The organism is Ignavibacteriales bacterium (assembly GCA_026390795.1).
Lineage (GTDB): Bacteria > Bacteroidota > Ignavibacteria > Ignavibacteriales > Melioribacteraceae > Fen-1258.
This window is the reverse complement of sequence record JAPLFG010000003.1, coordinates 1,239,219-1,256,100: the sequence shown is the minus strand read 5'-3', so window position 1 is coordinate 1,256,100 and position 16,882 is coordinate 1,239,219. Positions and strand designations below refer to the sequence as shown.

16 protein-coding genes are annotated in these 16,882 nt (G+C 38.0%); 14 read left to right on the top strand and 2 right to left on the bottom strand.

Features of this window, described 5'->3' with window-relative positions:
• Positions 1 to 23 precede the first annotated feature (23 nt).
• From NTX65_09160 to NTX65_09140, 5 genes are all read left to right on the top strand, one after another.
• Positions 24 to 2,165 (top strand): TonB-dependent receptor, encoded by a 2,142-nt coding sequence (locus tag NTX65_09160; protein ID MCX6169497.1) that lies wholly within the window; start codon positions 24 to 26, stop codon positions 2,163 to 2,165.
• 11 nt (positions 2,166 to 2,176) lie between these two features.
• Positions 2,177 to 2,830: a hypothetical protein gene (locus NTX65_09155; GenBank protein MCX6169496.1), complete on the top strand. Its 654-nt coding sequence runs from the start codon at positions 2,177 to 2,179 to the stop codon at positions 2,828 to 2,830.
• A gap of 46 nt (positions 2,831 to 2,876) precedes the next feature.
• Entirely contained in the window at positions 2,877 to 3,314 is a 438-nt protein-coding gene (locus NTX65_09150; protein ID MCX6169495.1) for a nucleoside deaminase, read from the top strand.
• 96 nt (positions 3,315 to 3,410) lie between these two features.
• Positions 3,411 to 5,741 (top strand): GH92 family glycosyl hydrolase, encoded by a 2,331-nt coding sequence (locus tag NTX65_09145; protein MCX6169494.1) that lies wholly within the window; start codon positions 3,411 to 3,413, stop codon positions 5,739 to 5,741.
• A 205-nt stretch (positions 5,742 to 5,946) separates the two neighbouring features.
• Positions 5,947 to 7,761 (top strand): hypothetical protein, encoded by a 1,815-nt coding sequence (locus NTX65_09140; GenBank protein MCX6169493.1) that lies wholly within the window; start codon positions 5,947 to 5,949, stop codon positions 7,759 to 7,761.
• A 5-nt stretch (positions 7,762 to 7,766) separates the two neighbouring features.
• Here NTX65_09140 and alr read toward each other — a convergent pair whose 3' ends face one another.
• Positions 7,767 to 8,918: an alanine racemase gene (gene alr, locus NTX65_09135; protein MCX6169492.1), complete on the bottom strand. Its 1,152-nt coding sequence runs from the start codon at positions 8,916 to 8,918 to the stop codon at positions 7,767 to 7,769.
• Between the two features lie 167 nt (positions 8,919 to 9,085).
• Between alr and NTX65_09130 the strand changes: the two genes are divergently transcribed.
• The 9 genes from NTX65_09130 (at position 9,086) to NTX65_09090 (ending at position 16,010) form a co-directional block, all read left to right on the top strand.
• On the top strand, positions 9,086 to 10,057 hold the full coding sequence (locus NTX65_09130; GenBank protein MCX6169491.1) for a SpoIIE family protein phosphatase: 972 nt from the start codon (positions 9,086 to 9,088) through the stop codon (positions 10,055 to 10,057).
• Positions 10,058 to 10,166: 109 nt separating this feature from the next.
• Positions 10,167 to 11,150: an SDR family oxidoreductase gene (locus NTX65_09125; GenBank protein ID MCX6169490.1), complete on the top strand. Its 984-nt coding sequence runs from the start codon at positions 10,167 to 10,169 to the stop codon at positions 11,148 to 11,150.
• Positions 11,151 to 11,181: 31 nt separating this feature from the next.
• A complete protein-coding gene (locus NTX65_09120; GenBank protein ID MCX6169489.1) occupies positions 11,182 to 11,838 on the top strand; it encodes a carbonic anhydrase in 657 nt (218 codons plus the stop codon).
• Between the two features lie 17 nt (positions 11,839 to 11,855).
• On the top strand, positions 11,856 to 12,761 hold the full coding sequence (locus NTX65_09115; protein MCX6169488.1) for an alpha/beta hydrolase-fold protein: 906 nt from the start codon (positions 11,856 to 11,858) through the stop codon (positions 12,759 to 12,761).
• A 75-nt stretch (positions 12,762 to 12,836) separates the two neighbouring features.
• Positions 12,837 to 13,460: a hypothetical protein gene (locus tag NTX65_09110; protein MCX6169487.1), complete on the top strand. Its 624-nt coding sequence runs from the start codon at positions 12,837 to 12,839 to the stop codon at positions 13,458 to 13,460.
• A 13-nt stretch (positions 13,461 to 13,473) separates the two neighbouring features.
• On the top strand, positions 13,474 to 14,223 hold the full coding sequence (locus tag NTX65_09105) for a copper homeostasis protein CutC (protein MCX6169486.1): 750 nt from the start codon (positions 13,474 to 13,476) through the stop codon (positions 14,221 to 14,223).
• Positions 14,220 to 14,897, top strand: coding sequence for an RluA family pseudouridine synthase (locus NTX65_09100; GenBank protein MCX6169485.1), 678 nt, complete (start codon positions 14,220 to 14,222; stop codon positions 14,895 to 14,897). The genes NTX65_09105 and NTX65_09100 overlap by 4 nt, the downstream gene beginning before the upstream one ends.
• Positions 14,898 to 14,920: 23 nt before the next feature.
• Positions 14,921 to 15,415 carry a hypothetical protein gene (locus NTX65_09095; GenBank protein MCX6169484.1) on the top strand — a complete coding sequence of 165 codons (495 nt, stop codon included), beginning with the start codon at positions 14,921 to 14,923 and terminating at the stop codon, positions 15,413 to 15,415.
• A gap of 40 nt (positions 15,416 to 15,455) precedes the next feature.
• On the top strand, positions 15,456 to 16,010 hold the full coding sequence (locus NTX65_09090) for a hypothetical protein (GenBank protein ID MCX6169483.1): 555 nt from the start codon (positions 15,456 to 15,458) through the stop codon (positions 16,008 to 16,010).
• On the opposite strand, the gene NTX65_09085 is transcribed toward NTX65_09090, so the two are convergent.
• Complete coding sequence (locus NTX65_09085) at positions 16,007 to 16,828, bottom strand: hypothetical protein (protein MCX6169482.1); 822 nt, start codon at positions 16,826 to 16,828, stop codon at positions 16,007 to 16,009. The two genes, NTX65_09090 and NTX65_09085, sit on opposite strands and share 4 nt — an antisense overlap.
• Between the last annotated feature and the right edge of the window lie 54 nt (positions 16,829 to 16,882).

The window sequence follows — 16,882 nt, the reverse complement described above, 5'->3', positions numbered from 1 at the left end:
TTAAAATCCTGCCCAGAGGATAAATGAAAAATAATTACTACCTACTAGTTTTAATCTTTTTATTTCCATTTCTACTTAATGCGCAAACAAAAATAAACGGAAAGATTTCCGACAAAAATAACAATCCTCTTCCCGGCGCCAACATTTATATCAAAGACAGTTATGACGGCATTACTTCAAAAGAGGACGGAAGTTATTCCTTCAAAACGAATGAGAAGGGAGACGCTGTTCTTGTAGCTAGTTTTGTCGGTTACAAAAAGTATGAGAACAAAGTCAATTTGAAAAAAGGTGAATTGAAAATTGATATCATACTTGAAGAGGAAATAACTCAAATGAGCGCCGTAGTTGTTTCAGCGGGCTCTTTTGAAGCGAGCGATGAAAAGAAAGGTGTAATACTAAGACCCCTTGATGTTTTAACCACCGGATCCGAAGCCGATCTTTACAGCACATTAACAACACTGCCTGGCGCTCAAAAGATTGGAGAAACAGAAGGGCTCTTTGTCCGCGGAGGTTCAGCGGCGGAATCAAAAACAATTGTTGACGAGATGATTGTTCAAAGACCTTTTTTCAGCAGTGTTCCGGATTTGCCATCACGAGGAAGATTTTCGCCAATGCTTTTTAAAGGAACGGTTTTTAGTACCGGTGGATATTCTGCACAATACGGCCAGGCTCTTTCATCAGCACTTATTTTGAAATCACAAGATCTTGCACCGCAAACGATCAGTTCAATTAACCTGATGGTATTCGGACTCGGCGGATCGCATACAGAAAGATGGGAAAATACATCACTCGCATTTGAAGGAATGTATTACAATCTTAGTCCATACAACAATGTTTTTAAGCAAAGAGTAGAATATGATAAATCTCCTGAAGGCATCGAACTTTCTTCTAACTTCCGGCAGAAACTTTTTAAAAACGGCATGCTGAAAGCATATATTTCATATAACAGTTCAGATCTTGGTCTCTACCTTCCGAATTTAGATAATTTTCCTTCCAAAGATCATTACAGCTTGAAATCAAAAAATTATTATTCTAATGTTAGCTACCGCGATATCTGGGGTGATGATTGGAATGTTTTCGTTGGTTCTTCTTATAGTCTTGATCAAGACAGAATGATAATTGCAGGAAATTCAATTTCCTCCGACCAAATGCTGATTCAATCAAAAATAACAGCTAACAAAAAAATTACAGAGAACACTTACATAACTGCCGGTGTGGAAATTCAGAAAACCGATTATGATGATAGCTACAATCAGTATTCATCTCACATGACTGAAATTTTTACCGCGGGATTTGCTGAGACTGATCTTTACTTCACAAATGATCTTGCCGCTAAAATTGGAATCCGCGCAGAGCATTCAAAAATTTTGAACAAGTTCAACATAGCGCCGAGAATTTCTTTTGCATACCGGCTGGGAGCGTTCGATCAAATAAATTTTGCGTTCGGAAGATTTTATCAAACACCCGAAAAAGATATGCTCGTTCAGTACAAAGATTTTAATTACGAGAACGCAGATCATTTCATTGCAAATTATCAATATATCGGTGACGGTCATACATTCCGCATAGAACTTTATTATAAAAATTATCACAATCTGGTGAAAGGTTCTGTTTTTACTTTTCCATACTTTAATGTTCCTCTTGTTCCATTCAGTAATGACGGAAAAGGTTACGCCAAAGGAGTCGATCTTTTCTGGCGCGACAGTAAAACTTTTACGTATTGCGATTACTGGTTATCATATTCTTATCTAGATACAAAAAGGGATTTCAGAAATTATCCGATTATGGCGTACCCGACTTTTGCCTCACCCCATACTTTCTCGGTTGTTTTTAAGAGATGGTTTGAATCGATCGCCGCTTATCTTGCCGTCACCTATACTCACGCATCTGGACGCCCATATTTTAATCCGAACAATTCTCAGTTTCTAGGCGACCGGGCGGGGAGTTACAATAATCTAAGCGCGAACATTAGTTTTATTACGAACTGGTTTAAAAATTATTCTGTAATCTTTTTCTCGATAGACAATCTTCCGGGATTTGCAAATGTTTACGGATACAGATATTCTTCAGATGGAAAGATCAGCAACGCCGTGATTCCGCCAACACTGCGGACATTCTTTCTCGGTGTTTTCATTTCAATGGGTATTTTGAATCAAAATCAATAGAGGAAAAAGAAATGAAAAAGTTATTATCAGTTATTTTACTGGTGGTTTGTATTGTAAAATTAACTTATGCGGATGATACGCGTTACGTAAGCGCAATGAAAAAAAACATGTATCAGATGGATTCGATGAAAACGTTAAGTGATATGGTGGATCTGACAAATTCTTTTCTGCGGATTGGAAATGCTGAAAAGAGTAAATGGCTCCCTTACTATTACGCTTCATACCTTTATGTCATTACAAGTTTTACGGACACAGTGAATTCTAATAAGGACGGGTATCTGGATCAAGCTGAAAATGTTATTGCGCTTGCGGACTCTCTTCAGCCGGACGAATCTGAAATTTATGTTCTGAAAGGTTTCATCTGTCAGGCTAGGCTTCAAATTGATCCGATGAACCGGTATATGAAATACAGTGCCAAAATGAATTCAAGTTTTCAGAAAGCAATTTTGCTGGATCAGACAAATCCCAGGCCGGAATATTTAATGGGAATGACCTTGTATTATACGCCCGAGCAATTCGGCGGCGGAATTAAAGCGGCGAAAACAGTATTTGAAAGTTCGTTGAAAAAATTTAACGAGTTTGTTCCGAAAGACGAGTTGATGCCGGTTTGGGGAAAAAGACAACTTGAGAATTTCATGAAACAAATTCCCCTAGAAAAAAATTGATAGAGAAAAAAGTTTAGATAATATTGCGGTGTCAAATGGAGGCATTATGGATAAGTTTATGCAAGCCGCAATAGAAGAAGCTCAACTGGGGCTGAACGAAGGGGGAATACCAATCGGTTCTGTTATTGTACACAACGGAAAAATAATAGGACGTGGGCACAACCGCAGAGTACAAAAGGAAAGCGCGATTCTTCACGGCGAAATGGACGCACTCGAGAACGCCGGAAGACAGCCGGCTTCCGTTTATAAAGAAAGCGTTTTATATACAACTCTCTCTCCTTGCCCAATGTGCAGCGGGGCTATCATTCTTTATGGAATTCCAAAAGTAATCATTGGTGAAAACAAAACTTTTCTCGGCGAGGAAGAACATCTGAAATCCCGCGGAGTGAATGTGGAAGTTCTTCAAGACCAAACATGCATTAACATGATGACAAGATTCATCGATGAGAAACCAAAATTGTGGAATGAAGACATCGGTGTTTAAAAACAATAGAACGCAGATAAGTAAGATCGATTATGATTCACTATGATCATAAACAATCATAAAAATCCGCGTTCTATTTCTTTAAAGGAAACATAAATGAAAAAATTATTTTATCTGTTCATAACCATCTCGTCGTTAAATTTATTTGCACAGAATAAAACAAAAACGCCATACGATTATGTAAATCCGTTTATCGGCACAGACGATATGGGACACACATATCCCGGTGCGGTTGTTCCGTTCGGATTGGTTCAGCTTAGTCCGGAAACGGATTCTGTTTTGTACAGCAACGGTAAAGGATACGATCCCGATGTTTATAAGTATTGCGCCGGATATCAATATTCGGACAAAACAATTGTCGGCTTCAGCCACACACACATGAACGGAACGGGTCATTCCGATCTCGGAGATTTTTTGATCATGCCTACTATCGGCAAAATAAAATTAAATCCCGGCACAAAAGAAAATCCGGAGAGCGGATACAGATCAAGATTTTCGCATACAACAGAAAAAGCACACCCGGGTTATTACGCCGTCAAATTGGATGACTATAATATAGATGTAGAATTAACTGCAAGCGAGCGCGTTGGATTTCACAAATATAAATTTCCCAAAACAAAAGACGCTCACATAATTCTTGATATGACAGCAGGCATTTATAATTATGACAGAAAAGTTGTTTGGTCGTTCATTCGTGTTGAAAATAAAAATTTGATTACCGGATTCCGCCAAACAAACGGCTGGGCAAGAACGCGCTACGTTTATTTTGCAATGGAATTTTCCAAACCGGTAAAATCTTACGAATTAAGAAATGAGGAACAATCAGTTTACGGCGGATTCTGGCGCAAGTTTAATCAGAATGAAAATTTTCCCGAAAGAGCGGGACATAAAGTAAAGTGCGCATTCAACTTTGAGACGGAAGACGGTGAAGTAATCATGGTGAAGGTAGCATTGTCCGGTGTGAGCACACAAAATGCAATTGAAAATTTAGAAGCGGAAATTCCCGGCTGGGATTTTGAAAAAGTAAAAAATGATGCGAAGATAAAATGGAACAAAGAACTTTCTAAAATTACAATTGATGCAAGCGAAGAGAGAAAAATAAATTTTTACACAGCGATGTATCACAGTTTTCTGAATCCGAATATTTTCTCGGACGTTAACGGCGAATACCGCGGACTCGATCAGAACATCCATAAGTCTAACAAGTTTACTGATTATACAACTTTTTCATTATGGGATACTTACCGGGCGCTTCATCCGCTATATACGATCATACAGCAAAAACGAACAAGCGATATTGTTAATTCGATGCTAGCTCATTACGATCAAAGCGTTCATAAAATTTTACCCGTCTGGTCTCACTGGGCAAATGAAAATTGGTGCATGATCGGTTATCACGCGGTTCCGGTAATTGTGGATGCTTTCATGAAAGACATCGGAGGGTTTGATGTGAATAAAGCATTTGAGGCAGTCACTGCCAGCGCAAATTACGATCTTTACGATGGAATTGGAGCGTACAAAAAATATGGTTATGTGCCGGAAGATTTGAGTTCCAACTCCGCTTCAAAAACTTTGGAATATGCTTTCGATGATTGGACGATCTACAAAATGGCAGATAAGCTCGGCAGGAAAAAGGAAGCTGATGAATTCCTTAAACGCGCTAACAATTACAAAAATATTTATGATAAAGAAACTCATTACCTACGGGCAAAAAAATCCAACGGAACATTTAAATTGCCGTTCGACCCACTGAGTGTTGTGAATCAAGGATACATCGAAGGTAACGCCTGGAATTATTCTTTATATGTTCCGCAAGATGTGAACGGATTTATTCAGTTGATTGGCGGGAAAGAAAAATTAGTTACATGGCTCGATTCTCTTTTTACGTTTGATCTGCCGGAAAAATATTTCGGTGAAAGCGAAGACGTAACCAAAGTCGGAATGATCGGTAATTATGTTCACGGCAACGAACCAAGCCATCATATTCCTTACATGTACAACTTTGCCGGAATGCCTTGGAAAACCCAGGAGCGCATTCATCAAATTGTAAACACAATGTACAAGCCGGAACCTCACGGTCTTTGCGGAAATGACGACTGCGGACAAATGTCGGCATGGTATATTTTCAGCGTAATGGGATTCTATCCAGTTACACCGGGAAGCAATGAGTATGTTATCGGAAGTCCTTGTGTTGATAGAGCAACAATAAATCTGGAGAGCGGAAAGAAATTTAAGATTACGGCGGAAAATCTTTCTGAAAAAAATATCTATATCAAAGAGATTTTTCTTAACGGTAAAAAATTGGAAAGAAGTTTTCTTACACACAAAGAAGTTGTAAACGGCGGAAAGCTGAAGTTTATAATGCAGGATCAACCAACTAAAAATTGGGCAACTTCACAAGATTCATTACCATATTCGATGAATTAGCCGTAATAACCGGTTTAGAATGTAAAAGTTTTGTAAAACCCGCACCAACACAGAGCTAAAACATAGTTAGCGCCAAATATAATTGGTATTTTATCAGCGCGAAAGAAGTAAAATAACCGCCGATAGATAGCAACTACCACGCGATTAAATCCCTTTCGTTACAAAAATTAAAATGAAGCTATAATCATATCTATTTGGAAATATAATGATCAAGTCTTTTGGACATACATTTCACATCCCGGTTCTCGGCGTTGCGTTTTCTGTTGATGCTCCTCTTAAAGTAGCAAGGTACGGAATCTCATCCGTCATGTCGGTGGTTGATGATACATTAATGGAACGACTACGTAAACACTATCTGGAAAAATTAGGAAGACTTTACATTCCAATTGAAGACGGTGAAAAAGATTCACGCGCCAAAAGAATAACCGCATATTTGAACATGGTTAACCAGATGGTTAAGGAACAATTTGATGAATTAAAAAATTCTTCGTTTACCTTTGGAAGTGAGATTACAAAATATTTTGATATGCTTCCCGATTCTTCAGAGCTTAAAATCAAATACAATAAAATGATGATTGAGAACGATGAAAATGCTAAGAGCAAACTACAAAATGAATTGCGCAACAGTATCTATCGCGGTGCAATAGAAGCAAATATTATGACCAAACTGGATAAAGCTAATTATGATTCCGATGGAACGACGCTATCCAATGAATTTAATGATGCGCATGCTGCTCTGCGGGGATTTGCAATGAGCGATCTGGAAAGTTCAATTGTCTTTTCAGCAGGTATGAACCCGAAACTGTACAGCTATATCGAAACTTTTAAAGATTTTTATCCGGATTCAAAATGCAATTTCAAAAAGAAAATAGTAATTAAAGTTAGCGATTACCGCTCCGCTCTTATTCAAGGAAAATTTCTGGCGAAGAAAGGTTTATGGGTTTCCGAATTTAGAATTGAATCCGGTTTAAATTGCGGCGGACATGCTTTTGCAACCGACGGCTTGTTATTAGGACCGATATTAGAAGAATTCAAAAACAGAAAAGATGAATTGATGAATGCATTGAAGGAAATTTATCTACCGGCATTGATCAAAAAAGAGATTTCGATTGATAAAGAAAAACTTAATTACAATGTAACTGTTCAAGGCGGTGTTGGAAAATCAACCGAGCAGGAATTCCTACTACGCTATTACGGCGTTAAATCGGTCGGCTGGGGAAGTCCGTTTTTATTAGTTCCGGAAGTTATGAACGTTGATGATTACACTTTGCAAAGACTTTCTGCAGCAAAAGAAGAGGACTTATATCTTAGCGATATTTCCCCGCTCGGAATTCCTTTCAATAGTCTGCGCAGCAATAGTAAAGACCTTGAAAAATTGAAAAGAGTAGAAAACGGAAAACCGGGAAGTCCTTGTCCAAAGAAATTTTTGGTCTCAAATAAAGATTATTCCGATAAACCATTATGCACGGCTTCCATTACGTTCATCAACAAAAAAATTGCCGATCTTAAAAGCAAAGAATTAGAACCGGAAGAGTATCAAAAGGCGTACGATAAAGTTGTTAACAAAGTTTGTTTATGTGAGGGACTTACTGTAACCGGATTGATCGTAAATAATATTGAAACTCCAAAACAAAGCCGCGCTGTATCCGTTTGCCCGGGACCGAATCTTGCATATTTCTCCAAGATCGTAAAATTGAAAGAAATGGTTGATCATATTTACGGAAGGATTGATTTAATAACTCACCCAAACCGCCCTAATATGTTTGTTAAGGAACTCGATCTTTACATTGATTACCTTCAGAAAAAAATGGAAGAAAATGGAAGTGAGATTTCTGCCAAAGATGAAGAGTTCTATAATTTATTTGCAGCGAATCTTTTTGAAGGAATCAACTACTACAAAAAAATGATTCCGGATATTTTAGAAGAAACTGAAGCGACTAAAGAAAATATTAAAGAAGGATTTGCTATACTGGAACAACGGCTCCTTTCGATTTTTTCTGTTAATGTAGAAATTGATTGATCTAATTATTCTATATAAACTCTCGGCACGCGCGTGTTGATGTTGGTTAGAATTTCGTAAGGAATTGTACCAGCCCAATCTGCAAGTTCTTCAACCGTAATTTTATTTTCACCATCGCTTCCGAATAAAATAACTTCGTCTCCGTTGTACGCAGAATCTTTTTCGATATTAACCACAATCTGATCCATCGAAATTCTTCCAATGACCGGATAACGTTTTCCGCGAAGAAGTACTTCCGCTTTGTGAGACATACTTCTGAAATAGCCGTCACCGTAACCGACCGGAACAGTAACGGATCTTACATCATGATCGCACTGCCATGTTAATCCGTATCCAACCGGATGATTTGCTTTAATAACTTTGAAATAAACTACAAGAGATTTCCATGTTGAAGCCGGTCTTACTTCTACTGAGTGCGGAATTTCCCGAGAAGGATAAACGCCGTAAAGAAGAAGTCCGGGACGCACCATATCGAGATTTGCTTCCGGCATCTGTAGTATAGAGCCGGATTTTGAAATGTGCCGGATCGGTAATTGAAGCGAATGTTTTTCATAAAACCGTAAAACTTCCATAAACCGTTCAAGCTGAAGATGAGTATAGCTCAATTCGAGATTATCAGAATTTGCGAAATGAGAAAAAATTCCTTCCACTTCTAGATTCATACATTTCAACGTTGCTTCAAGAAGTTTTTCCGCAGAATAGTAATGAACTCCAATTCGTTCCAATCCGGTATCAATTTTAAGATGAACTTTCGCTTTTAATTTCATCTGCCCGGCAAGCTCATCTATCTGGTTTAATTTTTCAATTGAAGAAGCTGTAATTGTTAAATCATGTTTTAGAAAATGCGGAATTTGATTTCCCCATATTCCGCCAAGAACAAGAATTGGAATTCTTATACCTTGCTCGCGCAAAAGAATTCCTTCCTCTAGAACTGCAACGCCGATATAATCAGTCCCGAGTTCCTGCATCAATTGAGCAACACGCACCAATCCGTGCCCGTATCCATTTGCCTTAAGGATCGGCATCATCTTAGCCGGCGTAACATGGTTTTTGATTTGATGGAAATTCTCGGATAGAATTTTTAAATCAATCTCAAGCCGGGTTGGACGGATAATCTCTTCGGAGCTAATTGTTGCATGATTTATAGAATTGCTCATCATATTTCAGATTTTGATTAATTCAAAAATAAGTTATTTATTTCATTTAGTTTGTGCAACATACTATTCTTTTTCAGTTGTGTAATTATAGAGAGGTTGATTATTTTCGCATAAAAGCGGTGTGAATCTTAATAAGAATATAACATAATTTAATAAAGGTTAATAAAATGGAAGCAGGCGAACTTAACAGAATACGCGTGCAGCTTGTCAACAGAAGAGAAAGACTATTTAAAGTCGCACAACAACAAAGTTCAAAGATCCATTATCTAGCACTTTTAAAAGAAGTTGATTCAGCGCTCGAAAGAATTGACGGTGGTACTTATGGTTTTTGCGAAGTCTGCAACGATCCGATAGAAGACGATCGATTGGTTGTCAATCCATTGATCTGTGTCTGCCTGGATCATCTGGATGAAAAACAAAAACGTACATTGGAAGAAGACCTCGATCTCGCGCAGAAAATTCAAAAAGCAATGCTTCCATCAAAAAATTTATCGGCGGAAAGCTGGGATATTCATTTTCATTATGAACCGGCAGGAGCGGTCAGCGGAGATTATTGCGACATAATTCTTGACTGCAACAGTACATACTTTATTCTTGGCGATGTATCGGGCAAAGGAATCGCAGCTTCAATGTTGATGTCGCATATACGTGCATTGTTTCATAGTCTCATTCCGCAGAAATTCGGCATCGATCAGCTTGTCGCAAAGATCAACCGTTTTACATGTGAAAGTAATCCGTCTTCTCATTATATAACTCTCTTATGTGTCAAAGCGGAAAAAGACGGAAGAATTGAAGTTTGTAATGCCGGTCATTTGCCGCCATTGTTGATGAAACGGAACGAACAGTCAATGATTGATTCAACAGGAATACCCATTGGATTATTCTGCGATGCGGAATATTCCGTTAACACTGCCGTATTGAACAGAGATGATATTATGTTTCTTTATACGGACGGATTAACAGAATCTTTTTGCAATGATGAAGAATACGGTATAAATAGGTTGTCGAAAATTGTATTGGAAAATCATAATCTCTCCCCAAAAGAAATGACGAAAGAAATTCTAATTGATCTAAACAAGTTTATCGGGGGTAATCCGAAAAGAGATGATCTGACGGTAATGGCAATTAAAAAACTCTGATTTACACTTAGCTTCCTCGATAATTCAGCCGGCGATTCTATATTAGATGATTGAATTTGCTATTTTCACTCCTGTCGTTTTTATTAATTCTCATTTATAACGAGTCAATATGAAAATTCTATTTATCGGCGGAACCGGAGTTATCAGTTCATCATGTTCTCAACTGTGTATCGAAAAAGGATTTGATCTGTATCTTTTAAACAGAGGTGTATCATTAAGAAAACCCGCTGCGGGTGCAAAAATTATAAACGCAGATATTAGAGATACCCGTGCAGTCAAATCTGCGCTGGGCAACGAGAATTTTGATGTGGTTGTTGACTGGATTGCCTACAACGAGGAACATGTTAGAAACGACTATGAATTATTCAGAGATAAAACGAAACAGTATATTTTTATAAGTTCTGCTTCGGCTTATAACAAACCTCCCTTGAAACTTCCAATTACAGAAGAAGCGCCGCTACACAATCCGTTCTGGAGTTATTCACAAAAAAAAATTGAATGTGAAAATTATCTGATGAAAATTTTTCACGAAAATAATTTTCCGATTACAATTTGCAGACCTTCACACACATATGATAAAACAAAAATTTCATTGTACGGCGGTAATACAACTTTAAACCGGTTGAAGCTAGGCAAACAGATCATTATTCACAAAGACGGAAATACTTTGTGGACACTTACAAATGCAAGGGACTTTGCAAAAGGATTTGTTGGACTTCTAGGCAATCCAAAAACAATTGGAGAAGCCTATCATATAACATCCGATGAAGTACTGACTTGGAACAAGATCGCGGAAATAATAGCAGAAGAAGCCGGTTGTGATTTGAATGTCGCTTATTTGCCGGACGATTTTATTTCAAAGTATGATGCCGAGTGGGGTTATAATTTATTCGGCGATAAAGGATACGACACTGTTTTTGATAACTCCAAGATCAAAAGGATTGTTCCGGATTTCAAAGCGACGATACCATATTCCGAAGGTGTGAAAGAAATTATTGATTTTTTTTCGCATGAAGAAAATCAAATTGTAAATCACGAGCTGGATAATTTGATGGACAAAATGATTGACGAATATAAACCGGTTCGCAGCTAAAAAATATTTACAATTTTGTTAGGAGTAACGAGTGAAAAAATATAAAGCAGTTCTTTTTCTAATTATCATCACACAATTCTGTTTTAATCTTTATGCTCAACACCAATCCGCAACGGATGTAAATAAATTGTTGGCTCAATTAACCGATGGTAATAAGCGCTTTGTAGAATCGAAATCGAGTCATCCAAATCAATCAACGGCAAGAATAAAAGAAACATCAAAAGGACAGAATCCTTATGCTGTAGTACTTACTTGTTCGGATTCGCGCGTTCCGCCGGAAATAATTTTTGATCAAGGTCTCGGTGATCTTTTTGTTATTCGCACGGCAGGCAATCTTGTTGATGACATAGGACTTGGCAGTATCGAATATGCGGTTGAACATCTCGGAATTCATTTGATTGTTGTCTTGGGACATGAGCGGTGCGGTGCCGTTGAAGCCGCAGTTAAAGGCGGTGAGGCACCGGGACATATTGAAAGTTTGGTGAAAGCAATTCATCCCGCCGTAGAAAAAGCAAGGAAAGAGAAAGGCGATTTGGTCAATAATTCCGTCATCGCAAACGTTAGATCAATTGTGGAAAAATTAAAATCGAGCGAACCGATTCTGAAAGAATTCGTGTCGGAGAAAAAATTGGAAATTATCGGTGCGCGTTATGATCTTGATGACGGCTCAGTTACGATTATACACTAGATCAGTGAAAGGCTAATATGATGTCTAAAACAAATAAATATTTTCTAATTTTTATTTTTTATTCGGCTACGTTCTGTTTTTCACAATTATCAGCACAGAATCAATCAAAAGAAACCGCTAATTCCTCGGTTACTCTTCATCGGACCGAAACTATAAAATTAACATCGGCAATTAACGGTAATACTTACCCGATCAAGATTGCATTACCCGGAAGTTATTATACTACCGACAAAACATATCCCGTTGTTTATATGCTGGATGCTTATTCTTCGTTCGGAATAGTGACGGAGATGGCGCGACTGCTTGCATCGGACAAAGAATTGCCGGAATTAATTCTGGTTGGAATATCGTCAGAAGGCGGATCGAAGGAATTTATCTATAACCGTTCACGCGATTATACTCCGACAAAAATTCTGGAAGAAAATTTACCGGAGACACTTCGTTCGTTAATTCCCACTTCCGGCGGCGGAGAAAAATTTTTAGAATTTATTAAAAAAGAATTAATTCCGTTCGTTGAGTCGAAATACAGATTCAAACCGGATGATAGAACATTAGCGGGTCATTCTTTGGGCGGTCTCTTTGTTTTCTACTCGTTATTTTATAATCCTGAATTATTTAACAGATTTGTTGCCGTCAGTCCAGCCCTCTTGTGGGATCATAATTATATCCTAAATCAAGAAGAAGAATTTTCTAAAAAAAATAAATCATTAAACGCAGTTGTTTATTCCGCAGTCGGTTCAAAAGAGGACGAAACAATCATTGCCCCGTGGAAACAATTTATATCAAAAATGGAAGAAAAGAATTATACCGGGCTAAATTTAAAAACCGAAATAGCTAAGGATGAAACACATTACACAATAATTCCTTATATAATAACGCATGGGTTAAAATCGGTTTTCAGCGGAGATCAGACTCAAAAGTAAATCTTACCGCGACAGTTAAAAGTCGCAATTGCAAACGGCATTTAGAATTATAAAAACGGAGAAAGTCAGCAGCACATGAATACAATTGAAATCTTTGGATACGCAGGCTCGGTACTGGTTGCGGTTTCTTTAATGATGAGTTCTATTGTAAAACTCAGAATAATAAATTTGATAGGTGCGGTAGTTTTTTCAACATACGGTTTTGTAATCGGCGCGCTGCCGGTTGGTTTTCTTAACGGATTCATCGCCCTGGTTGATATCTACTATATAATAGAAATCTTCTCAACGAAAGAATATTTCCGCGTGCTGGAGGTTCAGCATGATTCGGAGTATCTAAAATATTTTCTCAAATTTCACGAGAGTGATATTAAAAAATTCATTCCAACTTTTTCTTTTCAGCCGGGAGAAGATTGGATCGTTTTATTCGTTCTGAGAGATACTGTCCCGGCGGGACTTGTTTGTGCTGAATACCATGATGAAGATCATCTATTTTTAAATCTGGATTATGCGATTCCGGGCTACCGGGATTTTAAAGTAGGGAAATATGTTTTTCCAAAAATCTTTGAAAGACGAAAAGTGAAAAAAATCTATAGCGAACCCGGAAATAAAAAGCATGAACAATATCTAAAGCGAATGGGATTTGTAAAAACAACTTTGGATTCTAAACCGGTTTATTCACTCGAGAATAAACAAAATTAGTATTTAGGAAAGTATGTCTACGGAAAAAATATTATTGGAGGCCTGTGTTGATTCGATTGAATCGGCAATGGCTGCACAAGAAGGCGGAGCGGATAGAATTGAATTGTGCGCCGATCTTCTGGAAGGAGGCACAACACCTTCTGCCGGAACAATTGATTCGGTTTGCAAAAACGTTAACATTCCAATTATGGTAATGATTAGACCGCGTGGCGGCGATTTTTGTTATTCAGATCTTGAGTTCGAGGAGATGGAACGCGATATAGAATTCATCAAACAATTTAATGTTGCCGGAATTGTTCTTGGAATTTTGCTTGAAGACGGAACAGTTGATAAGGAACGAGCGAACACCTTGATTCAATTAGCACGACCGATGCAAATCACTTTTCACCGAGCATTCGATATGACACGCAATCCGTTAGAAGCTCTTGATGATCTGATTGCTTTAGGAGTAGAAAGAGTATTGACATCAGGGCAAGAATCCAATGTGATTACGGGAATTGAAATGCTGAAAAAGTTAGTTGAAAAAGCCGGAGATAAAATTATAATACTGCCCGGCGGCGGAATTAATGAAAATAATGTAGCTGAAATTATTTCCAGGTGCGGCGCAAAAGAAATTCATGCTTCCGCTAGAGTAAAAAAAGAGAGCCGGATGAAATTCCGTAATTCAAAAACAACAATGAGCGATTCCAAGAATATGCCGGAGTATGAAACTATGGTAACTTCTGCAGCAAGAATCCGCGCAATTAAGGAAAATATTAAATGACAGATAAACAGGATCTACTTCTTTCGTTACAAATTTTGTATGAGGATGACAATTTAATTGCGGTAAATAAATCCGAAGGGATTGCATCAATCGCGGAAAATGATGCAGCCATCGATTCCCTTCACTCGCGTTTAGAAAAACGTTTGGCGCAAAAACTTTTTATTGTACATCGACTTGATAAGGAAGTGAGCGGCATAATCCTTTTCGCTAAAAATTCGGCTACGCATAAATTTTTAAATGATCAATTCGCCGAGAGAAAAGTAAAGAAATATTACACGGCTCTTGTTCTCGGAGTTATTAAAGAAAGCGAAGGCGTAATTAAAAAACCGATTAGAGAATTTGGATCCGGACGAATGGGAATTGACGACAGAAAAGGAAAACCGAGCGAAACGAAATTTCAAGTTGTTGAAAGGTACCGCGACTATACTATGCTTGAATTAAATCCGTCGACAGGTCGCCGTCATCAACTGCGCGTTCATCTCTACAGTATCGGTTATCCAATTGTCGGCGATGTGCGGTACGGAGATAAGATAATCCAGGAAAAATTTTCTCGCATAATGCTTCATGCAAAACGGCTCGAGTTTCTTCTTCCGGAAGGCAAACTAGTTTCAGTAGAAGCACCGCTGCCGGATTCATTCCGGAAGGAATTAAAAGAATTAACGGGAAACGGTTAACAGCGAATATATATGAGTTTGATATGAAAAAATTTTTAGATGAATTTAAAAGTGTGATTGAATCGTCCGAAGCTAAACTGAGAAACATCAGCGATGAAAAAAGCGCTTTAAAATCTTCGCATAATATTTGGTCATCGAAAGAAATTCTCGGTCACCTTGTTGATTCTTCTATTAATAATATGATCCGGTTTGTTAACGGGCAATTTCAAGAAGACCTTATCTTTGCTGGGTATGACCAAAATAAATGGGTTGAAGCGCAGAATTATCAAAACGCGGATTGGAATTTTATAATTGATCTCTGGAAGCAAAATAATCTGCAGATCATACGGATAATAGAAGCGATTCCCAACTATGTTTTCAGCCGCCCGCATGAATTACACAATTATGATGTGATCGCATGGATGGAAGTTCCTAAAGAAGAGCCGTCAAGTCTGGAATATCTTGTGCGGGATTATTTTGATCATATGAAGCATCATTTGAATGTTATATTTAAAAAGAATTCGATCGACGAAAATTAATTCAGCTTTGATTAAGAAATTTAGATTTTGGAGAGAATAAATGAAATCACTGAAAGAGGCAGGACAAGAACATTTAAGCTGGACACAGCCAAAAGCCACTCATCAATCATTTGAACTGCGCATAAAAGATGATCTCTTTGGAACATTAATATTCCCGAAATCGGTCGGCTCGCTAGCAGAAGCCGAGACCTTCGAAGGAAAATGGACTTTTAAACGGGTCGGGTTTTTCAGTACAAGAATAACGGTTAGAAAGAGCGGAGAAGAAATCGATATTGCTGCGTTCAAACCAAATCTTATGGCTACAACCGGAATTTTGGAATTTTCAAACGGAAAAAAATATCACTGGCACTCGGCAAATTTTTGGGAAACTAAATTTGAGTTCAAAGACGGAGAAGGAGAAACGGTGGTTACATTCCGTTCCGGCGTGGATGAGCCGAAATTAAAAGACTGGTTCAAAACACAGGCACGCGTTGAAATTGCCGAGCACAAAAATGATCTTCCCGAACTTTCAATCATTCTTCTGCTTGGATGGTATTTGATTATTGTTCTTCAGATGGATTCATCGGCCGGTGCGGTCGTAGCGGTGGCATCTTAAAGCTTATACTCAATTCCGGGATTTTTAACCGGCCTTCCGCTTGTGTCTAGAATATTTAAAATAATTCTGTCTGTTATGTTATAATTATTTTTTAAAAAAGTTTTAAGCGGGGATAGATCAAATTTTATTTCTTTTGTGACGTAAGCTTCGCACATATCTCCATCCGCAAAGTGGGACAAATTAATTGTAACCTGTGCGGGATTTGATTTTGCAATTTCCTTCTGCGCGAACAATTCGATAATATGCTCTCTGCATCCGCCGCTGTATCCTACAGAAAAATTCAAAAGATCATTTGCGAGTGTAACATTCGATACATTCAACATGTCTCTTCTTATCATGCCGGAATAATTCGCATCAATCAACTGAACCGGACGTATATAATTTCCTCCGACTTTTGTAACCCTCAATTCTATATTATAATCTTCCTGCCTAATCCGAAGACTTGTCCGCTGCGCCGGCATTAGATTTACAAGCTGAATCATATAACCGCCGGTTATAATTTCACGCGGCTCAAGCCCGGTATGAAGAGAATATTTTTTTGAAGAATTATTCGAAGATACATTCAAATTAACTTCACCGTCTCCGGCCCAGATGCAGACAGCATCTATCGGGCACCGGGAATCCGCCGTAACACCGTCAAATCTAATTTTGATCGAATCATTTAAAGCGATTTCCTCTTTGTACCGTAGGGGAATGACCAAAGATTCATTACCGAGTCTAAAACCAATTAACTCCGGATATAAGAGTCCCGAGTCTTGAGTGCAGCCTGATAAAAAAAAGAAGAAAAAAAATATTGTTAATCGGGTAATCAACTTCATGGATGTAGCCAAAAGTTCAGCGGAAAAATTAGCAATTGCTAAATTAAAAGAAAG